This window comes from Streptomyces sp. NPDC033178 (assembly GCF_055577685.1).
In genome coordinates this window covers 55,728-78,684 of record NZ_JBVIPT010000013.1, presented here as the reverse complement: position 1 = coordinate 78,684, position 22,957 = coordinate 55,728, and the positions used below count along the sequence as shown (strand labels likewise).

Below are 22,957 nucleotides of genomic sequence, written 5' to 3'. Positions count from 1 at the left end.
GGACCGTCAGGACTCTTGAGGCTTCCGGCGCGTCACTCCTCGCCGAGTGTCAGCTCCGCCCAGATCGTCTTGCCCTCGGGGTTGTGGCGGCTGCCCCAGCGCTGGGTGAGCTGGGCGACCAGGAGCAGACCGCGCCCGCCCTCGTCGAAGACCTTGGCGCGACGCAGATGCGGCGCGGTGTGGCTGGAGTCCGACACCTCGACGATCAGCGTGGCGGCGTCGTGGATCAGCCGTAGCCGGATGGGACGCTCGCCGTACCGGATGGCGTTGGTGACGAGTTCGCTCACGACCAGTTCGGTCGTGAAGCCCTCCTCGCTCAGGTCCCAGGTCTCCAGCTGCTGGACGACCTGCTTGCGGATCGGGGCGACGAGGGCGGGGTCCGCCGGGATGTCCCAGGTCGCGACCTGGGAGGTCGGCAGCCCCTTCGTCCGGGCGAGCAGCAGGGCCACGTCGTCGGAGGCGCCGGTCGGCGGGAGCAGCGACTGGAGGATGTCGTGGCAGGCCTCGTCGAGGGAGCCCGCGCTGCGGGCCAGCGCCCGGCTCAGCACCGCGCGACTCTCGTCCACGTCACGGTCGCGACTCTCGACCAGCCCGTCGGTGTAGAGGGCGAGCACGGTGCCCTCGGGGAGCCTGACTTCGACCGACTCGAACGGCAGCCCGCCCAGGCCCAGCGGAGGCCCCGACGGTACGTCGATCTCCTCGGGCGAGCCGCTGGGCCGCAGCATCAGTGGTGGCGGGTGGCCCGCCCGGGCGAGTGTGCAGACGCGGGTGACCGGGTCGTACACGGCGTACAGACAGGTGGCCCCCACCTCGCCGGTGGTTCCCTCGACGCCGGCCTCCTCGGAGAGCCGGACGACCAGGTCGTCGAGGTGGGTGAGCAGTTCGTCCGGTGCCAGGTCGATGTCGGCGAGCGTGCGCACGGCGGTCCGCAGCCGCCCCATCGTGGCGGAGGCCTGGACCCCGTGGCCGACGACGTCTCCGACGACCATGGCGACGCGCATCCCCGACAGCGGGATCACGTCGAACCAGTCGCCGCCGACCCCGGCCCGGGCCGCGGGCAGATAGCGCGAGGCCGCCTCGACGGCGGCCGTCCGCGGGAGCGTCCGTGGCAGCAGACTGCGCTGCAGGGCGATGGCGGTCTCGCGCTCGCGGGAGAAGCGCCGGGCGTTGTCGATGCAGACGGCCGCCCTGGCCGTGACCTCCTCGGCCAGCAGGACGTCGTCGGCCGTGAAGGGGTCGGGGCGCCGGAACCGGGTGAAGACGGCGACGCCCAGCGTCGCACCGCGGGCCTGGATCGGAACGGACATCGTCGTGTGGATGCCGAGCTCCCTGACGCGCTCGCCGCGCGCCGGATCCCAGGCGAGCCAGTCCGCCAGTGTGGTCATGGGATCGGTGGCCACGATGGCCCGGCCGGCCACCAGGGAGTCGGCCTGCGGCGAGGGGGAGGGGTAGACGTCGATCTGGCCCAGCTTGACCACGGCTTCCGGGTTGCCGGGGTTCACCGACCGGTGGGCGGCGCGGCGCAGGCTCACGGGAGCGGAGATCGGCCCGGTGTACGGCTCGTTGCCGTGTTCCGGCGGGTCCACGAGGTCGATGCTGACGAAGTCGGCGAGCGCGGGCACGCAGACATCGGCCAGCTCCTGGGCCGTACGGGTGACATCGAGGGTGGAGCCGATGCGGATGCTCGCCTCGTTCACGATCTGCAGGCGCTCCCGGGCGAGGTATTGGTCGGTGAAGTCGTGGGCGGACAGACAGACGCCGACCACCCGGCCCTCGGCGTCGGTCAGCGGCGCCATCCGCGCGAGCCAGGCCAGCGCGCCGTCCGCCCTGCCGGTGCCCTGGGTCTGTACGTCCTTGCGCTGCCCGGTCAGGAGCACCTGGAGCATGGATGCCTCCAACTCGTCGTTCTGCGGGCTGCCGCCGATCTCCGGGATGCGCAGCCCGCGGATGCGTTCCTCCGGGAGGCCTATCGACTCGGCCATCACCGAGTTGACCCGCCGGAGCCGCAGCCGCTCGTCGAAGAGCGCGGTGGCGCAGGGTGACTGCTCCAGGAACATGGCGGAGAGGGAATCGGCCTGCGTCGGCGGCTCGTCGTTCTCCAGAGGGGTGACGACGAGCCAGTCGCTGCGGTCGCCGAGCTCGGGCCTGCGCCGGTGCGCGAGCAGCCAAACGTTCAGGGTCCGGCCGTCCCGGTGGCGCAGTGCGAGTGTCTCGTTCCAGCGGCGGTCGGCGGACGGGGGGAGCGGGGCTCCGGCGTCCCGGGCCAGCAGGTTCGCGGCGGGCAGGCCCACGACCTCGCCCGGGGCATGGCCGAGCAGGCGCCGGGCGCCCTCGTTCCACTCGACGAGGATGCCGTCGCCGTCGATGACGGCCCGCGCCGTGGCGGTCTCGTCGAACGGGTACCCCGGGCTGTCGTCCGAGGATTCGTTGTGGCTCCTCATCGCCGCCACTCCATTGCGCACACTCACAGTGAACAGGTGCGTCACTTGTGTTCCAGCCTAGTGCGTCGGGGTCCTCCGCACATGGCACACAGGCTCCTGCGCCTGCCCCCTGCCGGCCCCCTCCGCCACCGTGGGATTCAGGCCGATGTGACGCCAGGGACGGGAAGCGCTTACCGGCGTCTTGACGGTTGCATGTGTCGCACTGTCAGAATCTGTTTGTTCGCGAGCAGTTGTGAGCAAAGGTGAGCCCTTACGAAAGGGAAAACACCGTGACGGTGACTCGCAGGTCCGTACTGATCGCCGGCACAGCGGCTCCCGTGATCCTCGCGGGCGCCTCCGAGGCATCGGCCGCCGAGGAAGCCGCTCTCCGTGCCCGGCCCGCCACCGGAGGGCGGACCGTCCCGCTCCGCGACGGCTGGCGCTTCGCGCTCGTCGATCCGGCCGGCCTCACCGACCCTCGTCGGAGACCTCCACCCGGGGGCGTACCAGGAGCCGGACCGCCTCAACACGGGCGAGAACCACACCCCCGGCCGGCGCTCGACGTCCTCGTACGACAACAACCTCGCCTCCTGGACGATGAGCGGCGAGTACGGGCTGAAGAAGGACCGGGACCGGAAGTGGTTCACGGGCGAGTTCCTGTGGTCGGGGATCGACTACATCGGCGAGCCGACGCCGTACGACGTGTTCCCGGTCAAGGCGTCCTTCTTCGGCGCGGTGGACACGGCGGGCTTCCCGAAGGACATGTACCACCTCTTCAAGAGCCAGTGGACCGAAAAGCCGATGGTCCATAACGGCCTTCCACGGCAAGGCCCTGGCGATCGTCCGCTCCGGCACCGAGGACGGAAGGCTCACGCTTCGGGCGCGCTCGGCGGGACTGCGGACGGCCACCGTGACCGTTCGCGCCACGGCCGCGCGCCCGAAAGTCCTGACCCCGGCAGTCGGCTTCGCCCCCGACCCCGGACCGGGCATCCCCGACTACCCGCTGGCGGACGCGAGTTACTCGGGCCGTCCGGACACCCTGCCCGCCGCGATGCTCGACGGCGACGCGGGCACCGGCTGGTCCAACGGGTTCCTCAAGGCGGCCACGGCCCTGCTGCCCGCCTTCGACGGCGCCCGCGAGGAGGACTGGGTGTCCGTCGAGTGGGGCCGTGCCCGCTCCTTCGACCGGATCGAGGTCTGCTTCACGGTCGACGCCACGCACTCCCTGCCCGCTTCGGCGGAGGTCGCCGCCTGGGACGGACACCGCTATCGCCCCGTGAAGGGAGCCGACGTCGACTGGGCCACCGCGTCCGACGCGTCGACGGTGATCACCTTCGACGCGGTGCGCGGCAGCCGGCTCCGGGTCACCATGAAGAGCCGCCAGCCGGGAGAGGTCCGGGGTGCCCTGCGGATCAGCCGTCTGGAGGTCCCGCCTCGCTGACCTGACGGCCACTCACCTGATGCTCCCTCACCTGCCGTTCGCCCGGCGGCTGTTCGACGGCTGGGTGCTGTTCGACGGACGAGCGCTCGTCGGCCGGGTGCCCATCGGGCCGGTGGGCCGCCCGGTACTCCTCGGCCGTCGGCTTCGCCACCTGGGTGCCTTCGCCGTACAGCGCGCGAGAGAGCCGGGCCCGCAGACGCAGCATCGGCATCCGGCGGTTCGGGCTCGGCACGCCGTTCGCGTCCTCGGCCGGGCCGACTTCGAGCGGCCGGGGCTGCTCGTGCTGGGTGAGGGTGTGCAGCTCGGCGGGGGAGAGGGCCCGGTGCAGTTCGACGTACTCGCCGTGCGGGAGCCGTTTGATCACGCCGGTCTCGCGGCCGTGCAACACCAGTTCCCGGTCCCGGAGTTGGAGGGCCAGACAGATGCGCCGGGTCGCGACGAAGACGATCACCGGGACGACGAAGAGCGCGATCCGGACGGCCCAGGTGACCGTGTTGATCGACAGATGGAAGCGGGTGGCCACGATGTCGTTGCCGCCGCCCGCGAGCAGGATCAGATAGATGCTGATCCACGCCGTGCCGATGGACGTACGGATCGGCCGGTTGCGCGGACGGTCCAGGAGATGGTGCTCCCGTTTGTCACCGGTGATCCAGGACTCCAGGAACGGATAGGCGCCGATGAAGATGAGCAGGAGCGGGAAGACGACGATCGGAATCAGTACGCCGAGGACCAGCGTGTGCCCGGCCACGTTGATCTCCCAGCCGGGCATGATGCGCACCAGGCCCTCCGCGAAGCCCAGATACCAGTCCGGCTGGGCGCCCGTGGACACCTGGTCGGCTCGGTAGGGACCGTACGACCAGACCGGGTTGATCGACGCGATCGCCGAGATGAACGCGATCACCCCGAACACCAGGAAGAAGAAACCGCCCGCCTTGGCCATGTAGACGGGCATGAACGGCGCGCCCACTACGTTCCGTTCGGTCTTCCCCGGCCCGGGGAACTGGGTGTGCTTGTGGTAGACGACCAGGATCAGATGCGCGACCACCAGCGCCGCCATGATCCCGGGAATCACCAGGATGTGCAGCGAGTAGAAGCGCCCGATGATGTCGTGCCCGGGGAACTCGCCGCCGAACAGGAAGAACGACAGATACGTTCCGACGATCGGCACGGACAGGATCGCGCCGTCCACGAACCGCATTCCGGTGCCGGACAGCAGGTCGTCCGGCAGCGAGTAGCCGAAGAGGCCCTCGAAGAGTCCGAGGAACAACAGCGTCCAGCCGAACAGCCAGTTGACCTCACGGGGCTTGCGGAACGAGCCCGTGAAGAAGTGCCGCATCATGTGCATGAGCATCCCGGCGATGAAGATCAGCGCCGCCCAGTGGTGGATCTGCCGGATCAGCAGACCGCCCCGCACGTCGAAGCTGATGTCCAGCGTGGACGCGTACGCCTCCGACATCCGCACGCCGTTCAGCGGGACGTAACTGCCGTGGTAGGTCACCTCGTTCATCGACGGATGGAAGAACAGCGTCAGATAGACGCCGGTCAGGATCAGGATGACGAAGCTGTAGAGGCAGATCTCCCCGAGCAGGAACGACCAGTGGTCCGGGAAGACCTTGCGCAGATACTTCTTGCCGAGGCTGTGGGTGCCGAGGCGGCCGTCGAGCCAGTCGGCGACGCGCTGACCGGAGGACTCCTTCGCGGCCTGCCGTTCGGTGGTGGTCATGCGTCCCCCTCCTTCTCTCCCAGGTGCACGTGCGTGAGCTTGTCGGGGTTGGAGACGATGTAGAGGCCGGACACCCGGTCGCCCTCGGGGGTGAGGTCCATGACCAGGACCGCGTACGGAGACTCGCCCGCGAAGAGCACCGCGGAGTCGTCGCCGTTGACGCGCCGATAGCGGATGGCCAGCCCTTGGGGTTCGCCCCGCCCGGCGTAGGAGGTGAGGAGACGGATGGCCTTGTCCCGCCCGTGTATCGGCCGCAGCCCCGCCGGACGACGCTTGCCGCCGCCGTCGGACCACACCGTCACGTCCGGCGCGAGGATCTCCATCAGGGCGCCGATGTCCCCGCCGAGAGCGGCCTCGACGAACCGCTCGGTCGCCTCTCTTCGCACCCGCGGATGTGCCTCGTACAGCGGACGGCGGGCGTGTACGTGCCGACGGGCGCGGTGCGCGAGCTGGCGGACGGCCGCGGGGCTGCGGTCGATGACCTCGGCGATCTCGGTGTGGGCGTAGCCGAACACCTCGTTGAGAACGAACACCGCCCGCTCCAGCGGAGACAACGACTCCAGGACGACGAGCATCGCCATCGACACGGACTCCCCGCGCAGCACACGGTCGGCGGCGTCCGCGGCCGCCGCCGGCTCGGTGGACTCGGCGACGAGCGGCTCGGGCAGCCAGGGACCGACGTACGTCTCCCGTCGGCGGCTGATCACCGCCCGTCGCTTGAGCGCGTGGTTCACCGCTATGCGTACGAGGTACGCGCGCGGGTTGTCGATCTCCCGGAGCGGCGACCGGTCGCGGCTCCGGGACCAGGACAGCCAGGTGTCCTGGAGTACGTCCTCGGTGTCAGCGACGCCGCCGAGCATGTTGTAGACGATCGCGAACAACAGCTCGCGGTGGTCGATGAACAGCCGGGTCGCCGTGTTCAGTGCCTCGTCGGTCTCCGGTGCCGGACTTTCGGACATGCGTGTGCCTCCCGTAGCGCGCTCACTCATGCGAGGGCCGCGGGGGCCCGGAATGTGACAGCCGACGGGCGGGATGTGACGCACGTCTCAGATGGAGTACGCCGGAGTATTGCGGGTCGCGCTGTGTCGGTACCGTTGTACATGCCACTTGACCTGCATGTATTTACGAGTAAGTACCCGCGCGGTACCGTGAGGGCATGCCTGCTCTCAACGTGGAATTCAGCGAGCGCGAGCTCGAGGATCTGCGGCAGATCGCCAAGGAGCGCGGTACGTCGATGAAGGCCCTGGTTCGTGAGGCGGCCGCGGCCGACATCGTGCGGCACCGGGCGCTGCAGGAAGGCGCGGACGTCTTCCGCCGGTTCTTCGCGGCGCACGCGGACGAGTTCGCCGCGGCCTTCCCCGACGACGAACCACCCACCAGGGGCGAGGGGCGGGCCGCCTGACTCATGGCACCCGTCATCCACATCGACGTGCCCTGGCTGCTCCAGCGCCATGAAGAGGTGCTGCCCGACCAGCCGACCGTCAACGACTTCTCGGTGCTCGTGGCCGCCGTGGCCCGGCACAGAGTGGACCCGCCCCGGCTCGGGGTGGACTCGGACCCGGCCTGGCGCGCCGCAGCGCTGCTGCACACCCTGGCCCTGCTGAAGCCGCTGCCGTCCGCCAACGCCCGTTTCGCGTGTGCGACGGCGGTCTCGTACATGTTCGTGAGCGGCGTCGGGATCGATCCGCCGTACGGCGCACTCGTGGACCTCGCCCGCGACCTGATCTCGGGCAAGGTGGACGTCTTCGCGGCGGCCGACCGTCTGCGGTCCTGGCAGATCTGAGTCACGCCGCGACAGGTGCGAGCCGCCCAGGACACGACGACCCGCCCTCGGGGCCGCCGACCGAGGGCGGGAGGATCGGGGTCGGCGGCCCGTTTCGCGCGGGAGAGCCGCCGTCCCGTGCGGGGCCTCCGAGAAGGGCCGTCACCAGTGGACTACGCCCTGCCGCGCGCGGGGAGCGTGCGAGAGGCGCCGGCGTGGGCGCGCGGTTCACACGGGGCGCATGGCAACGATTGCCATTTCGAAATGCGGGGCGGCCGAGGCGAGTTGCCCTAGGTGGGACTGACTTTCCTTCAATGCGCGGATGTTGCTGAAGTAGCTCAAGTGCCTTGTTGGGTGTGAGAGTTTTGTGCAAGGGTGAACTTCCTCGTACATGTCCAATGGTCAGGTCTGATTCGCTGCTCGGGATTTCATCGTGCCGTCGGGCTCAAAAGGCTCACGGCCGACGGACGTCGAGTGGTCGACATCCCGACCGCATTCCCTGCGTCAAGCCAAAAAGGTACGCACCAACCAGGAGCTCCTTTTCGGCGGTCACAACTTCTGTGTGCCACCTTGTGCCTTGGAAGGAAACCGCTCAGTGCACACCCCCCACCCGCCTCGTCCTCCGTATCCGCCGGGCTCCGGAGCCGCTCCCGGGGAATCCGACGAGAGCCTCGCCGCCCTCCTCAGAGCGCAGCCGGAGGGCGAGCTCACCCACTCCGTGGCGCTGCTGCTCGCGCGACACTGGCAGCCGACGCACGACTACGCGGTCATCTGCCTCGCTTCCTCGGCGAACGTCGCCTCCATGGTCACCGCCGCCGCGTTCCAACAGGTGCTGGAACGCCTGCGGCGCGCCGGGTCCGCCGTCGCCCTGCGCCCCCAGCTCCTGGTGGCCGTGCGGGACATCATCAAGGCATGGTCCGCGGAGGACCGGATATCCGCGGTGCTGCCGGATCTCCGGAAACCCGCCGGGGGTCGCGGTATGCGCGCGACGAAGTCCATGACGCCGGAAAATCGCAAGCTCGCCGAGCGTTCTTTCCAGTCCCTCCCGGGACTCGCCCAGTGCGTGCTGTGGCACACCGAGGTCGAGGCCGAGCCCATATCCGTACCGGCCGGTCTGCTGGGTATGGATACCGACACCGCGTCGGCAGCTCTGGAGCAGGCCCGGGAGAAATTCCGGGAGGGCTGTGTTCGGGCTCACCGTGAACTCGCGCCGAACAAAGACTGCCGCTACTACAACCGTCTCCTGGACGTTCCGATTCGCCGCGGCGGCGCGCTGCTCCCCGATGTGCAGCAGCATCTCCTGGAGTGCCGTTTCTGCCGTTACGCGGCCGAGCAACTCAGTCATTTCGAGGGTGGGTTGGGCGGTCTGCTCGCCGAGTCGATGCTCGGCTGGGGCGCTCGCCGCTATCTCGAGTCGCGGCCCAGCCGCGGTCACTCGGGTGCCCGTCCGGGCCGCAACAGCGGCAGACGCCCGGGCGGCGGCGACCGCCCCCGTCTGCTGTCCCAGCTCTCGCCCAGGCCGTCGAGGCAGGGGCGCCACTCCTCGCCGAGCTCCCGGCACTCGAAGGCACTCCTCACCGGAGCGGGACTGGTCTCGGTGGCCCTGCTCGCCTCCGTCCTGGTCGCCAGCCTGTGGTCGTCGGACGACGGTGACGCGGATCCCTCGGCCTCCGCCGGCGCGTCCAGCGGCATCGCTCCGGGGGCCGGCGGACAGACGCCGCCCGCCAGGTCCTCGTCCCCGCCCAACTCGGCGGGCCTGCCCACGCCTCCCGGACAGACCCGGCTGCGCAACCTCGCCGCGGACCTCTGCCTCGACATCAAGGGCGGCAGGGCCAAGGCCGGTGTCGGCACCAAACTGGAGACATGCTCCGCGGCCAGGACACAGCGGTGGTCGTACGAGGAGGACGGACTCCTGCGCAGCGTCGCCGAACCCGAGTTGTGCCTGGACTCCCATGTGGACGCGGGCGTGGTCGTCCTGGGCCGCTGCGTCGCCGCGTCGGCGAAGCGGGGCGACGACGTGCGCTACGACCTCACCGTCCAGGGCGAGTTGCTGCCCCGCTGGCAGGAGGGGCTCGCCGTCGCACCCTCCTCCGGCGACCCGGACGCGGAGGTCGTGGTGAAGATCCGCGACAGGTCGGACGAACAGCGCTGGCTGACCGACGCCACGACGGCCAGCCCCGAGTCGCTGTCGATCGCCGGAACGGGCGCGCCGTCGTCCGGCCGGCCGGATGCCGACCCGACGTCCGCCGAATCGGACTCCGGCTCCGGCTCCGGCTCCGACTGCGCCGAGTCCCCGTGCGAGGTGGAGCCGTCGGCCGCGGAGAAGGACGCCGAGCCCGAGCCGACCACCACCGTGTCCGGGCCCTACGCGGAGCGCCGCGCCGTAACCGTCGACGACTCCGCCCCGCGGCCCGTCGCGCCGGTGCCCCTTCTGCTGGCGCGGACGGTCTCGAACCTCGGTCTCTGACCCGGTTCTGCCAAGTTCCGGCCCTGGTTCGACCAGGCCCTGGTTCGACCAGGTCTTGCTTAGACCAGGTCTTGCCTCGATCCGGTCCTGCTCCGACCTGGTGCTAGGAGACGACGTCCCGGGGTGGTTCGCCCGTCAGGAACCCGGTGACGTTCTGGACGGCGGCCAGCGCGATCCGTACGAGGGTCTCGCGGGTGACGCCTGCGACGTGCGGCGAGAGCACCACGTTCGGGGCCTTGAGCAGCCGCAGGGCCGGTGTGGGAGGTTCGGGGTCGAAGACGTCGATGCCCGCCCCGGCCAGGGCACCCGACTCCAGCGCGTCCGCGAGGGCGTCCTGGTCGATCAGCGCGCCCCGCGCGGTGTTGACGACGAACGCCGTCGGCCTGAGCAGCGCGAGCCTGTCGGCGTCGAGGAGATGCCGGGTCGTGTCGTTGAGCGGCGCGTGCAGCGTGACGTAGTCCGACGCGCGCAGCAGCTCGTCGAGACCGACATGGCGTGCGCCCCCGAGCCGTGCCTCGGTCTCCGGGCCGACGGACCGCGGTCCGGCGTACAGGACGGTCATGTCGAAGGCGACCGCACGGCGGGCGACCTCTTGGCCGATGTGGCCGAGTCCGATCACTCCGAGGGTCTTGCCTGACAGTTCGGTGATGGACCGCTGGAGCCGCGGCAGCGCCCAGTCGGCGTCGACGAGCGCGGTGTGCGCCGGGATCAACTGCTTGGCGAGGGCGAGCATCAGGGCGAAGGTCTGCTCGGCGACGTTCTGCTTCTCGGCACCGCTGGAGCCGATGGTGCACACGGGGATGTTCCGTGCGCGGGCCGCTTCGAGGTCCACGTAGTCGAAGCCGTGGCCGGCGCACTGGATCAGCTCCAACTCCGGTGCGGAGGCCAGGTGTCGGGCGGTGACAGGGGCGAGCCCGGTGATGACGACGTGCGCCTCGCGCAGCGCGGCCGGGTCCTCGTCGGCCGACTCCACGACGGTGACTCGGACCTCCTTCGGGAACAGCGTGGCGAGCCCGGCTCCCCCCGAACGGCCGCCCACGTGGGGCGAGATGACGGCGAGGACGTTCTTGGCAGTGGCAGTGGCAGTGGCAGTGGCAGTGGCAGCGGCAGTTGCAGTGGCAGTTGCAGTGGCGGGGGCAGGGGCAGGGTTGGGGGAGTCGTCGGTCATGCGGTCTCCTCTTCGAGGTCGTCGGCGCTCAGCGTCGCCGGGCCCGCGTGACCGGACAGTGCGAGGGTGAGGTCGAGTTCGGCGAGCAGACAGCGGATGACATGTTCCACTCCCGCCTGGCCGTCGAGGCCGAGCCCATACGCGTACGGACGTCCGACGAGTACCGCCTCGGCGCCCAGCGCGAGCGCCTTGAAGATGTCGTCGCCCGTGCGGATCCCGCCGTCGAAGAGGACGGTCAGCCGGTCACCGGCCGCCTCGACCACCCGGGGCAGCGCGTCGGCGGCGCCGACGGAGCCGGCCACCTGGCGGCCGCCGTGGTTGGAGACGACCACCCCGTCCATCCCGGCGGTGACGGCCCGGCGGGCGTCGTCCGGGTGCAGGATGCCCTTGAGGACGATGGGACCGTCCCAGTTCTCGCGCAGGAACTCCAGATCGGGCCAGGTCTTCGCGGGATCGGCGAACATCCCGACGAAGTGCATGACCGCCGCGTTCGGGTCCTCGTCCACCGGCTTGGCCAGACCGGCCTGGAACGCCGGGTCCGAGAAGTAGTTGGCGGTGCCGATCCCGTGCAGGAACGGCAGATACGCCAGGTCCAGGTCGCGCGGCCGCCAGGCGAGCAACGGCGTGTCCAGCGTGACGAAGAGCGTGGTGAATCCAGCCGCCTTCGCCCGGTTCAGGAAACTCTTGGTGACCTCGCGGTCCTTCGCCCAGTACAGCTGGAACCAGCGTTCCGCGTCACCCATCGCCTCAGCGACCTGCTCCATCGGGGTGCTGGACGCCGACGACAGGATGTACGGCACACCCTGCGCCGCGGCGGCCCGGGCGGCGGCCGACTCGGCCTCCGGGTGCATGATCGACAGGACGCCGACCGGCGCGAGGGCGAGGGGAGCGGGCAGCGGGCGGCCCAGCACCTCGACGGACAGATCGCGTTCATGCACATCGCGCAGCATGCGGGGTACGATCCGGCGCCGTTCGAGCGATGCCCGGTTGGCCCGAGCCGTGCTGCCGTTGCCCGCGCTGCCCGCCACATAGCCGACCGGACCGGGTTCGAGCCGCTGCTCGGCCAGCTCCTCCAGCCGGGTCAGATCGGTGGGCAGTCGGGGCACCGCGCCCGTCATGCCGTTCAGATAGATCTCGTACTGGAAGTCCGCCCAGTGCTTCGTCATCCGTACGTTCCGCCTCTCGCCCTTGGTCTCGCGGGTGGAGACCGTGCCGTTCGCGCTGGAGACCGTGCCCCGTTTCCGCCGGACACCTCGCTGTTCCTGCGACGATCCTGACGAGCGGGACAAGATCCGTCCACCGTCGACGCGAAGATCGCCGGGCCTGCCGGGCCCGGCCGGTGAACCAGCCGGGCTCAGCTCGTGAACGACACGCGTACGGCGACCAGTTCACCGGTCGGGCCGAGCTCCGCCGACACAGGGAACCAGCCGTCGCCCTGACCGGTCATCGTGCACAGCACGCGCGCGCCGCCGACCTCGACGGTTCCGGACTCGACCGCGGAGGCACGGACCTCGCGCATGACCTGCCAGTGGTGGGAGTGCGGGCGGAAGTCCACCATCAGACGCCGCCCCGGGGCGGCGTCCTTCCAGTCGAAGAGGGCACCGGCCCGGCGCATCGCCTCCGGCACGGTCAGCCCCGTCCAGCCCCTGACCCCGTCCTCGCCGGGCTCCCCGAGCGCGGGAACCGCGAACTCGGCGGCGGCTTGTTCCTCGGCGGCACCCCAGAACGCGACGTCGGCCAGTCCGTCCACGGGTTCGTCGTGCTGCCAGGCGTTGAGCGCGTCGGCGTCCCCGAAGAGCAGCCGCGCCCAGTCGACCCGGACGTCGCCGAGTTCCACGCTCTTGGCGGCGGGGGCCGGGTCCACCGGGATCACGATGCCGGCGCCGGACGCCAGCACCGGGAGGGCGCGGTCGCGGGGCAGACCGCCGAGCGCCACGACCGGCACCCCGTGCATCAGGAAGCAGCCGCCGCCCCGCGCCGCGCACCGCCGGACCCGCTCCCGGTGCGGCACTCGCTCGCAGGCCTCCAGGCGGGCGTCGAAGCCGTGCTCCCGGCAGTGCGCGTCGAAGAGTTCACGCATCCGCGCGACTCCGGACGCCGGGATGTCATGGAGCACGCGGCCGGGCTGCCGGCCGAAGGAGTGGGCCGCGGTGTCGGCGTCGGGGCCGGTGATCGTGAAGTCGGCCGCCCCGCTCACATCGGCGGCGACCTCCGGATCCTGGACGCCGAACGCACAGGGGTCCACCTCCGCCGGCGACCGCTCCCCGCTCCACATGCCCAGGTGGCCACCGTCGAGGACCACCAACTCACCGGACGGACACGTGATCGCGCCCAGCTCGTAGATCTCTTCCATGGCGCGGCAGTCTACGAAGGCCCCGCACCCGGACGGCCCCGAGCCGAGCCGGCTGTCCGGTTTTCGCCCTCCGAAGTGCTCAGAAGCCGTCAGAAGTCGTCACGGGCCCTCGGTGGCCAGTACGGGTCGCTTCTCGGTGGCCCCGCTGCCCGGTCCGGTGATCGGTGGTACCGGTACATCGACGGTACGCACCAGGCGGGCGCCCTCCGGTCCGTACGCCGCCCGCGGTTCGGGGAAGAACCACAGGAGCGACAGGAACAGCACGGCGGAGACGGCCAGGGAGATCGGCAGGCCGATGTCGACCCCGCCGGCCAGGTCACCGAGCGGGCCCACGAACTGGCCGGGGATGTTCGTGAAGAGGACGCCGATGACGGCGGAGACCCACCATGCGGTCATCCCGCGCCAGTTCCAGCCGTGCGCGAACCAGTAACGGCCGCCCCGCTGGCGCCGGTTGAAGACCTGGAGCGCGTCGGGGTCGTACCAGCCGCGCCGGGTGAGGAAGCCCAGCATCATCACGACCATCCACGGTGTCGTACACGTGATGATCATCGTGGCGAACGTCGAGATGCTCTGTACGAGGTCGAAACCGAAGCGCCCGACGAAGATGAACGCGATGGACAGCACGCCCACCAGCACCGTCGCCTGCACCCGGGACAGCCGGGGGAACACGGACGAGAAGTCGAGCCCGGTTCCGTACAGCGCGGTCGTGCCCGTCGCCATGCCGCCGATCAGAGCGAGCAGACACACCGGCAGGAAGAACCAGCTCGGCGAGATGGCCAGCAGCCCGCCCACGAAGTTCGGCGCCGCGGGGTCGACGTATTCCGGTGCCTTCGCCGCGATGATGCTCGCGGTTCCCAGGCCGAAAACGAACGGCAGCAGGGTCGCGATCTGCGACAGGAACGCGGCGCCGATCACCCTGCGGCGGGGAGTGCTCGCCGGGATGTAGCGCGACCAGTCGCCGAGGAACGCCCCGAAGGACACCGGGTTCGACAGCACGATCAGCGCGGAGCCGATGAACGACGGCCAGAACAGATCCTGGGTCGCCGCGTCGGCCGACGGCGTGAAGATCCCCGCGTACGAGGCGTCGAAGTCCCCGGCGAAGGCCACCGCGCCGAGCAGGAACAGCAGGGTCGCCGAGGTCACCGCGACCTTGTTGACGAACAGCATGAAACGGAACCCGTACACGCACACCGCGAGCACCAGAACGGCGAATAGCGCGTACGCGACGACGTACGACAGGTCGCTGCGGCTCAGGCCGAAGAGCCGGTGCGCACCGCCGACCAGGGCGTCGCCCGAGCTCCACACCGAGATGGAGAAGAACGCCACCGCGGTGAGCAGCGACAGGAACGAACCGACGACCCGGCCGTGCACACCCAGGTGGGCGGAGGAGGAGACGGCGTTGTTCGTGCCGTTGACCGGCCCGAAGACCGCCATCGGGCACAGGATCAGCGCACCGGCGACCACTCCGAGGAGCGTGGCCGCGAGCCCCTGCCAGAAGGAGAGGCCGAAGAGGATCGGGAAGGCGCCGAGTACACAGGTGGAGAAGGTGTTGGCACCGCCGAAGGCGAGCCGGAAGAGGTCGAGGGGGCTCGCGGAGCGGTCCGCGTCGGGGATCCGCTCGACGCCGTAGGGCTCGACCTCGGTGAGGGAGGGCGGCTGCGTGGCGGGGGAGTTCTGGGACAAGGAGGGGCTCCAGCGAAGGACCGTCACCCCGAGGGGCGGCAGGGCGGGGGAGCGCGTGGTGACGCGGCTGGCCGGACGGCGTGTCGCTGTCGCTGGGGTGCGCGGAGCGCGGGGAAGCCGTCCCTTGGTGCGGTGATCTGCCGAAGCTAAGGGCTGGGCCGAGGCCCGCACCAGTGGACGAACCATCCATGTTTGCTATTGCCGGTGGACGAATGCGCCATCAGCTCCTGCTGGTTGCTGGTTGCTGGTTGCCGGTGGACGGACCGCACGGTCTCGCGGGCGGCCCCTGTCCGTCAGGTGATCGTTGTCATCCGCCGTGGCTCACGGGCGCGAGGGCCGCGAGTCCGCAGACGAGCAGCGCGAGCACGGTCAGCCGTGCCCGGAGGCTGTTGACCACATTGCGCATGAAGTCCTCCCGTTGGCGTCGTTTCCCGGATCGGCTCAGGTGTCAGCCGTCGGTCGGAGTGTCCTCGGGGCCCGCGTCCTCAGCAATGGGTCCCGGCGCGTCGGGCCCCTGGGCGCGGACCCGCTGGACGTGTTCCAGGGAATCCCGCAACTCCGAGAGCCAGTCGTCCGCGTGGCGTTCGACGAGGCGGACGCACCAGGCGAGCGCGTCGCTGCGACTGCGGGCGACCCCGGCGGCGATCAGGGTGTCGAGGACCTGCCGCTGGGGCTGCCGCAGCCGGGTCATCACGGGCGCCGCGACATGCGTGAACAGGGCTCGCTCGCCGCCGCACTCCACACCCCACGAGACCTTCTTGCCGAAACGGTGCTCGGCCTCGCGGGCCACGGCGACCCGGGCGTCACGGGTGCGCTCGCGGAACTCCTGGATCCGGGAGCCGACGGCCGCCTCCCGCTCGGCGTCCGAGGCGCCCTCGGCGAGCCGGGGCTCGGGGATGCGGCCGACGACGGTGATCTCCTCACGGTCGACCGTGACCTCGCCGAGGCTCTCGAAGAGGTCGTCGGGCAGACGGCCGGCGAACCAGCCGCGCAATTTCTCGTGCTGTTCGGCTGTAATCATGTAATGACGATTACTTGCTTGCAGCGTGGGCGCAAGGGGTCGGGACTCAGCTGGAAGCGGAATGTTTCAGGCCTATTGCTGAGCAGTACATATCCGGCCAGCGTGTCCATCCGGTGACGCGGGGTCCGCTCAACTCCGGGGTCGGCGTGTTCGAATTCCGTAACTTCGCGCCACTGATTCAATACGCAAGGTTACTGAAACGCGTGGGGTCGACGTGTGTTTCCGTCGCGGACTCGGCAGACTCGCGCTCGCCGCACCGGCACTCGACCGAGCCGGCGGCAACCAACCGAGCGGAAGGATGCACACAATGCCGAACACCGCGCGCTGGGCAGCGACGATCACGCTGACGGCCACCGCCGTATGCGGACCCCTCACCGGGACCGCCCTCGCCGCCACCCCCTCGCCGAACTCCCTCTATGCCCCCTCCTCCCTGGTGCTCACGATGGGCCACGGCGAGATCAAGGCCGACGCCGCCCCCGAACGCGCGGTCACCCTGACCTGTGCGCCGACCGCCTCGGGGACCCACCCGGCCGCGGCGTCGGCCTGCGCCGAACTCCGGGCGTCCGGAGGGGACTTCAACACCCTGCCAGGAAGAACCGAAGCCATGTGCACCCGCGAATACGATCCCGTCGTCGTCACGGTAGACGGTGTCTGGCAGGGCAAGCGGGTGTCCTATGAACGCACCTTCTCCAACGAGTGCGTGAAGAACGCCTACGGGTCGACCGTCTTCACGTTCTAAAAGACCGGGGTCGCGCGGTTCGCCGATGTGCGTCGACGGAGGCCCGCGGATGCGGATGGGGAGTGCGGGTCCCCTCGCGGAGTGCCATGCGATCTCGCAACAGGGGCCGGCGGAGACGGAGTGGGGCCGTCTCCGCCGGCCCCGGCGTCATTCCCGGGACGGCCGCGACGTCATTTCCGGGACGGCCCCGGCGTCAGTCCGGAGCCGATCCCCTCGTCATGCCGAAGCGGTGATGCTCCAGGAACCCACCTCGCGGTAGTCGGAGTCGGAAACGGCCGCCCCGTCGCCCGGCTTCAGCTCGTAGTGCTGGAGGTTCCCTCCCCAGTAGCGCAGGATCCGCCCCAGCTCCCGCGCGGCGTTCCCCTCCCAGGCGGTGTCACCCATGTCGACTTCGAGAACGAACTTCATGGCGGAGCTCTCCTCTTCCTGGTCCTGTCTTCCCGGTCCTGTTCCGGTGTGCTCTCCTTCAATCGTTTCATTGAAGTGCTTCTTGAGACTTGATCCGAGTTCGTACCAGCTCAAGCCCACGGCCTACTCTGTAACCCTCAAATCGTGGTGAAGCGACAGGCTGAGGAGGCAGGGTGGGCGACCGGCTGCGGGCCGTCGACCTCGCGCGTGAGGCGGGCATCTCGACCCAGCAGGTCCGCAACTACGTGGAGACGGGCATCCTGCCGCCCGTCGAACGCACGGACAGCGGCTACCGGTTGTTCACGACCGCACATGCCGAAGCGCTCAGGGCCGGCCGTGCGCTGGCCGTCGGACACGGCTGGCCGACGACCGGCGCGATCATGCGTGCCGTACACGGCGGCGACCTGGAGACCGCGCTCGCCGTACTCGACGAAAGTCACGCCGAGCTCCACCGCGAGCGCACCGAACTGGCCGAGGTCATCCGGGCGCTGGACACGCTGATCACCCACGGGGCCGAGCCGTCGGACCGGGACCGTGGCGGGATGCGCATCGGTGAAGTGGCCGACGCCGTCGGAGTGCAGACACCCGTACTGCGCCTGTGGGAGACGCGCGGCCTGCTGCGGCCGACGCGGGAGAAGGTCACCGGATACCGCCGCTACTCCGCGTCGGAAGCGCGGCTGGCCCAGATCGTGGCGCTGCTGCGGCGCGGCCACCACCCGTTCTCCACCATCGAGTCGGTCCTGGCCGAACTGCGCACCACCGGCAGCCCCGAGCGCGTACGGGCCGAACTGGCGGGCCGGGAGCGCGCGTTGCATCTGCGGAGCCGGAGCCGGCTGGAGGGCTCGGCGGCTCTCCACGCGTACCTCCAGGGGCTCACGAAAACGTTTTAAGCGATCTCCGCAGGTCGGCAGACGTGTCGTACCAAGGCCAACTACCGCTCTGTGTCAGAAGTGTTGACCCTGTTCTGGAAACGTTTTAATTTCCCCTCATCCAACAGGCAGAGGCGAGGAGGCTCCGTGGCCGCGGTGGTGCGGGAGCGTGCAGGTACAGAGGCGGTGACCGCATCCAGACGCCGTCCGACCGGTGCGTTCAGGAGGAGAAAAGGTTTCCAGAACCGTAGGAGCGGGCGCCGAGGAAACCGGGCGCTGTTCCTGCTGATGCTCCCCGGGCTCGGCTACTTCCTGCTGTTCCACTACGGCGCCCTGGCCGGCAATGTCATCGCGTTCAAGGACTACGTACCCTTCGACGGCATCTGGGGCAGCCCGTGGGTGGGCCTCGGCAACTTCCAACGGATGTTCCAGGACGCCGAGTTCTGGGACGCGGTCCTCAACACCCTCTGGATCGCGGTCCTCCAGATCGTCTTCTACTTCCCCGTACCGCTCGCCCTCGCCCTGCTCCTGCACACCCTGACCTGGACGACCGTCCGCCGCTTCGTGCAGTCGGTGGCGTATCTGCCGCACTTCATCTCATGGGTGATCGTGGTCGCCCTGTTCCAGCAGGTCCTCGGCGACACGGGCCTGGTGAACGGCTACCTCGGCGACGCCGGCCTGAGCACCGTCGACATCATCGGCAACCCGGACGCCTTCAGACCGCTCACCGTCGCCCAGGTGATCTGGAAGGACGCCGGCTGGGGCACGATCATCTTCCTCGCCGCGCTCTCCCAGGTCGACGAGCAGCAGTACGAGGCCGCCGCCATCGACGGCGCCGGACCCTGGCGGCGCTTCTGGCACGTCACCCTGCCCGCGATCCGGCCGGTGATCGTGCTGCTGCTCATCATGCGGCTCGGCGACATCCTCTCCGTCGGGTTCGAGCAGATGCTGCTCCAGCGCGACGCCGTCGGCCCCGAGGCCGCCGAGATCATCGACACCTTCGTCTACTACCAGGGCATGGTCGGCGGCGACTACGGATTCGCGGCCGCCGCGGGCCTGTTCAAGGGCGTGATCGGCGCCCTGCTCGTCTACGCGGCCAACAAGGTCGCCCATCGCCTCGGCGAACAGGGGGTCTACAAGTGAGCGCCCACGCCCGTCCGGCCTGGATGGAGAAACCCAGGCCCCTGACCCAGGCGGCGAAGGCCGTCGCGCTCGTGGCCGTCGTCCTCCTCGTCTGTGTGCCGTTCCTGGTGATCCTCTCGACCTCGCTCGCCTCGCCCGAGGAGGTGGTCGACAACGGCGGCTGGGTGCTGTGGCCGACCGAGCCGACCGTTCAGGCGTACCGCGACATCCTCGACGGCGGCATCGTCACCCACGCCCTCGGCGTCAGCGCGGGCGTGACCGTCGTCGGCACCCTGTTCAGCCTCTTCTGCACGGTCACGCTCGCCTACGCCCTGTCGCGCCCAGGCGTCTTCGGCGGCCGGCCCGTGCTGCTCCTCGTGCTGTTCACGTTCCTCTTCCCGCCCGGCATGATCCCCAGTTTCCTGCTGGTCAAGGAGCTGGGTCTGCTGGACTCGTACGGGTCGCTGGTCTTCCCCGTACTGATCAACGTGTTCAACCTCGTGGTGCTGCGCGGCTTCTTCCAGTCGATACCCGACGAGTTGTACGAGGCCGCGCGGCTGGACGGGGCGGGCGACTGGCGGGTGCTGTGGTCCGTCGTGCTGCCGCTGTCCAAGGCCGCGCTCGCCGTCGTGGGTCTCTTCTACGCGGTGGCGTACTGGAACTCCTGGTTCTATGCCTCGCTGTATCTGGAGAGCGACCACTGGCCGCTGCAACAGGTGCTGCGCACGTATGTCGTTGCCGGGTCGGGGCTCACCGACACCGCGACCAGTGAGGGCACCGTCAATGCTCCGCAGACCGTGCAGATGGCTGTGCTGGTGATCGCCACGGTGCCGATTCTTTTGATCTACCCGTTCCTGCAGAAGTACTTCACGAAGGGTGTGCTCACCGGGGCCATCAAGAGTTAGGGCTCCGCCGACACAGCCCCGCGCCCCCCACGGGGCGAACCCCTCCTCCAGAGCTGGGAGAGAACACGTATGTCCAGTACACCGCTGTCCCGTCGTGCCCTGATGCGTACCGCTGCCGTGGGTGCTGTCGCGCTGGCTGCTCCGGCCGGTCTGACCGCCTGCTCCACGGAGTCGGGGGGTGACGGGGTGTCGAACGCGGGCAAGAAGCTTGCCCCCTGGCCCGCGTACAAGGCCTTCGCGGGTCCGAAGCCGGATCTCGCGCCCACCACGGAGGGGGTTCAGCCCGGTTACACCTCCTACCCGGCGGATCTGGCGCGGTCGGTGTCCCGCACTCCGGGGGACGGGTCCACCGTCAAGGTGATGTCGGTGTCGTTCGGTACGCCGCCGAAGCCGGCCTCGTCCAACAGGTTCTGGCAGGCCGTCGAGAAGGCGCTCGGTGTGAAGATCGAGTACACGGTCATCTCGCAGACCGACTACCAGAAGAAGATGGCCACCGTGATGGCGGGCGATCCGGGCGAACTCCCGGACATCATCAACATCTTCTCCGGGTTCGCGCTGCCCCGCGAGGCCCAGTTCGTGCAGCGGCGTGCCGAGGACCTCACGCCCTTCCTGTCCGGGGACGCGGTCGAGGACTATCCGAACCTCGCGAACATTCCGACGCACGCCTGGCGAGACATGGGCCGGATCGGCGGCCGCATCTACGGCATTCCCCTGGAGCGGCCGCTGCCCGGATCCACGCTCTGGCTGAACGAGGAGTACTTCGACGATGCCGGGATGAAGGAGGGGTGGACCGACCAGGACTTCGCGGCGGTCGCCAAGAGGGGGACCGGCTCGAAGAAGTACGCCCTGGGGGCCGCGGTCGGATCCGTGTTCGGGGACGGGTTCCACTCTGCGGCGCACGGTGTGCACGCCCGGGGCTGGTCGGTGAAGGACGACGGCACGTTCCTGCCGGTCGTGGCCGACGAACGGTACAAGCAGATGCTCGACTTCCAGCTCGGACTGCGCAAGGCGGGCTCCTACCACCCCGACGCGACCTCCATCTCCCAGATCGACATGATCGCCCTCTACTACAACGGGACGGTCGGCTCGCTGCAGGACGGATTCGGCGGCTACCTCCCCAAGTTCCTTGAGAAGGGCCGCAAGTACACGCCCGCACCCGCTCTCCCGTACAGCGTGGGCGGTACGCCCGGCGGGATCGTCGGGGCACGCCGCTCGTTCGGATACACCGTCGTCAAGAAGGCCAAGAAGGAGCGCGTGCAGTTGCTGCTGCGCATCCTCGACTATCTCGCGGCTCCGTTCGGCAGCAAGGAGTGGGAACTCGTCCACTACGGCATGGAGGGCACCCACTTCACCCGGGCCGAGGACGGATCGCCCGAGCCCAACGCGCTCGGTCAGGTCGAGAACAACACCAACCTGCCGCTGAAGTACCTCGCCGAAGGACCCCAGGCGCTGTTCGTGCCCGGGATGCCCGACGCGGTGAAGGCCCTGCACGCCTGGCAGGTGAAGACCGTTCCGCACGCCGTCCGCAATGCCTCGTACGGGCTGCAGTCCCGGACGTACACCGACCGGGGCACCACCCTCGAAACGCTCCTCAAGGACACCGCCACCGGGATCATCGCGGGGCGCACCCCGCTGTCCGAATGGGACGCCACCGTCAAGACCTGGCGGCAGCGGGGTGGCGACAGAATGGCCGAGGAGTTCGCCAAGGACCACGCCGCCAACAACTGACGCGGCAGGTCGGGCGGTTGTGAGGGGAGACACGGGGAGATGGGCAACGACATGGCAGAGGCGGAGCCGACGGCGAAGCGACGCGTCACCATTCGCGAGGTCGCCGAGCGGGCAGGCGTGTCCATGGCCACCGTCTCGCGTGTGCTCAGCGGCAACCACCCCGTGCCCGCGTCGACCCGGGCCCGTGTGCTGCGCGCGTCCCGCGACCTCGACTACGTGGCCAACGCGCACGCCCGCGCCCTGGTCGGCGGCGGCCGCAAGATGGTCGCCGTCGTCCTGCGGCAGGTCACCAGCCCCTTCTATGCGCAGGTTGCCGAGGGTGTCGAGGCCGAGGCGGCCTCGCGCGGCTGGCTGTGCCTGGTCGGCACCACCGGCGGGGACCCGCAACGTGAGCTGGAGTTCGTGCAGTTGATGCGCGAGGAGGGCGCCCGGCTGGTCATCCTCGTCGGCGGGGTCGTCGAGGACGACGCCTACCGGGAGCGCGTCGCGCACTACGCCCAGGCCCTCGACTCGGCAGGCGCGCGCCTCGTGCTGTGCGGACGGCCCGCGCCCGACCCCGACATCCCCGCGCTCGTCGTCGAGTTCGACAACGAGGCCGGCGCCCATGCCATCACCGGCCATCTCCTCTCGGCGGGCCACCGCGGGATCGTGTTCCTCGGCGGACTGCCCGGCAACACCGCCCTCGACGCGCGCGTCGCCGGGTACCGTGCGGCGCTCGCCGAGCACGGGCTGCCGCCCGAGGCCGCCCATGTCGTCGACTGCGGCCTCGGCCGCGCGGCGGGCCACCGGGCGATGACCCAACTCCTCAAGGAGACACCGGACTTCACCGCCGTCTTCGCCGGGGACGACATGGTCGCCGCCGGAGCCCTGCGGGCCATCACCGAGGCCGGGCTGCGCGTGCCCGACGACATCTCCGTCGTCGGCTACAACGACATCCCGCTCGCCGAGGACTTCAACCCGCCGCTCACCACCGTGCGCACCCCCGCCGAGGAACTCGGCCGGGCCGCCGTACGCATCGCCCTGCGCGACCCCGAGCACGCCGCGGGCGCCCACCATCTGCTCGGCACCCACATCGTCGTACGCGACAGCGTCCAGCCGCCCCCGCAGGCGGCGCGCGACGCGGCGCCCGACCGCCCCCACTGACGGAG

Annotated in this window: 18 protein-coding genes and 1 pseudogene; 10 read left to right on the top strand and 9 right to left on the bottom strand. The window is 69.9% G+C overall.

What is annotated here, in order from left to right:
• Nucleotides 1–32: 32 nt before the first annotated feature.
• A complete protein-coding gene (locus ACZ5VQ_RS29590; RefSeq protein ID WP_469107544.1) occupies nt 33–2,441 on the bottom strand; it encodes a SpoIIE family protein phosphatase in 2,409 nt (802 codons plus the stop codon).
• A gap of 457 nt (nt 2,442–2,898) precedes the next feature.
• Here ACZ5VQ_RS29590 and ACZ5VQ_RS29585 point away from each other — a divergent pair.
• Nucleotides 2,899–3,861, top strand: a pseudogene (locus ACZ5VQ_RS29585) (hypothetical protein); the annotation flags it as partial.
• Here ACZ5VQ_RS29585 and qcrB read toward each other — a convergent pair.
• Nucleotides 3,833–5,584: a cytochrome bc1 complex cytochrome b subunit gene (gene qcrB / locus ACZ5VQ_RS29580; RefSeq protein ID WP_469107543.1), complete on the bottom strand. Its 1,752-nt coding sequence runs from the start codon at nt 5,582–5,584 to the stop codon at nt 3,833–3,835. The pseudogene ACZ5VQ_RS29585 and the gene qcrB sit on opposite strands and share 29 nt — an antisense overlap.
• Complete coding sequence (gene sigJ / locus ACZ5VQ_RS29575) at nt 5,581–6,543, bottom strand: RNA polymerase sigma factor SigJ (RefSeq protein ID WP_469107542.1); 963 nt, start codon at nt 6,541–6,543, stop codon at nt 5,581–5,583. The genes qcrB and sigJ overlap by 4 nt, the downstream gene beginning before the upstream one ends.
• Before the next feature lie 197 nt (nt 6,544–6,740).
• Here sigJ and ACZ5VQ_RS29570 point away from each other — a divergent pair, with 197 nt between their 5' ends.
• The 3 genes from ACZ5VQ_RS29570 (at nt 6,741) to ACZ5VQ_RS29560 (ending at nt 9,813) form a co-directional block, all read left to right on the top strand.
• Nucleotides 6,741–6,986 carry a hypothetical protein gene (locus ACZ5VQ_RS29570; protein ID WP_143634966.1) on the top strand — a complete coding sequence of 82 codons (246 nt, stop codon included), beginning with the start codon at nt 6,741–6,743 and terminating at the stop codon, nt 6,984–6,986.
• Nucleotides 6,987–6,989: 3 nt separating this feature from the next.
• Nucleotides 6,990–7,367 carry a hypothetical protein gene (locus ACZ5VQ_RS29565; RefSeq protein WP_055617647.1) on the top strand — a complete coding sequence of 126 codons (378 nt, stop codon included), beginning with the start codon at nt 6,990–6,992 and terminating at the stop codon, nt 7,365–7,367.
• Nucleotides 7,368–7,941: 574 nt separating this feature from the next.
• Nucleotides 7,942–9,813, top strand: coding sequence for an RICIN domain-containing protein (locus ACZ5VQ_RS29560; protein ID WP_469107541.1), 1,872 nt, complete (start codon nt 7,942–7,944; stop codon nt 9,811–9,813).
• Between the two features lie 103 nt (nt 9,814–9,916).
• Here ACZ5VQ_RS29560 and ACZ5VQ_RS29555 read toward each other — a convergent pair whose 3' ends face one another.
• The 5 genes from ACZ5VQ_RS29555 to ACZ5VQ_RS29535 form a co-directional block, all read right to left on the bottom strand.
• Entirely contained in the window at nt 9,917–10,981 is a 1,065-nt protein-coding gene (locus ACZ5VQ_RS29555; protein ID WP_469107540.1) for a 2-hydroxyacid dehydrogenase, read from the bottom strand.
• Nucleotides 10,978–12,147, bottom strand: a complete 1,170-nt coding sequence (locus ACZ5VQ_RS29550; RefSeq protein WP_469107735.1) for a lactate 2-monooxygenase — start codon at nt 12,145–12,147, stop codon at nt 10,978–10,980. Before ACZ5VQ_RS29550 ends, ACZ5VQ_RS29555 begins: the two co-directional genes overlap by 4 nt.
• A gap of 188 nt (nt 12,148–12,335) precedes the next feature.
• On the bottom strand, nt 12,336–13,334 hold the full coding sequence (locus tag ACZ5VQ_RS29545; protein WP_469107539.1) for a hypothetical protein: 999 nt from the start codon (nt 13,332–13,334) through the stop codon (nt 12,336–12,338).
• A 99-nt stretch (nt 13,335–13,433) separates the two neighbouring features.
• A complete protein-coding gene (locus tag ACZ5VQ_RS29540; protein WP_469107538.1) occupies nt 13,434–15,017 on the bottom strand; it encodes a purine-cytosine permease family protein in 1,584 nt (527 codons plus the stop codon).
• A 448-nt stretch (nt 15,018–15,465) separates the two neighbouring features.
• A complete protein-coding gene (locus ACZ5VQ_RS29535) occupies nt 15,466–16,038 on the bottom strand; it encodes a hypothetical protein (protein ID WP_469107537.1) in 573 nt (190 codons plus the stop codon).
• 307 nt (nt 16,039–16,345) lie between these two features.
• On the opposite strand from ACZ5VQ_RS29535, the gene ACZ5VQ_RS29530 reads away from it, so the two are divergent.
• Nucleotides 16,346–16,777 (top strand): protease inhibitor, encoded by a 432-nt coding sequence (locus ACZ5VQ_RS29530; RefSeq protein WP_469107536.1) that lies wholly within the window; start codon nt 16,346–16,348, stop codon nt 16,775–16,777.
• Between the two features lie 216 nt (nt 16,778–16,993).
• On the opposite strand, the gene ACZ5VQ_RS29525 is transcribed toward ACZ5VQ_RS29530, so the two are convergent.
• Entirely contained in the window at nt 16,994–17,185 is a 192-nt protein-coding gene (locus ACZ5VQ_RS29525; RefSeq protein WP_055617641.1) for a hypothetical protein, read from the bottom strand.
• Between the two features lie 173 nt (nt 17,186–17,358).
• On the opposite strand from ACZ5VQ_RS29525, the gene ACZ5VQ_RS29520 reads away from it, so the two are divergent.
• The 5 genes from ACZ5VQ_RS29520 (at nt 17,359) to ACZ5VQ_RS29500 (ending at nt 22,952) form a co-directional block, all read left to right on the top strand.
• Entirely contained in the window at nt 17,359–18,075 is a 717-nt protein-coding gene (locus ACZ5VQ_RS29520) for a MerR family transcriptional regulator (RefSeq protein ID WP_469107535.1), read from the top strand.
• 267 nt (nt 18,076–18,342) lie between these two features.
• Entirely contained in the window at nt 18,343–19,197 is an 855-nt protein-coding gene (locus ACZ5VQ_RS29515) for an ABC transporter permease (RefSeq protein WP_143634985.1), read from the top strand.
• Entirely contained in the window at nt 19,194–20,081 is an 888-nt protein-coding gene (locus ACZ5VQ_RS29510) for a carbohydrate ABC transporter permease (protein ID WP_469107534.1), read from the top strand. The genes ACZ5VQ_RS29515 and ACZ5VQ_RS29510 overlap by 4 nt, the downstream gene beginning before the upstream one ends.
• A gap of 69 nt (nt 20,082–20,150) precedes the next feature.
• The gene (locus ACZ5VQ_RS29505) at nt 20,151–21,809 is read left to right on the top strand and encodes an extracellular solute-binding protein (protein WP_469107533.1); all 1,659 of its coding nucleotides are present in this window, start codon (nt 20,151–20,153) and stop codon (nt 21,807–21,809) included.
• 39 nt (nt 21,810–21,848) lie between these two features.
• A complete protein-coding gene (locus ACZ5VQ_RS29500; protein ID WP_362076177.1) occupies nt 21,849–22,952 on the top strand; it encodes a LacI family DNA-binding transcriptional regulator in 1,104 nt (367 codons plus the stop codon).
• Nucleotides 22,953–22,957: the final 5 nt, after the last annotated feature.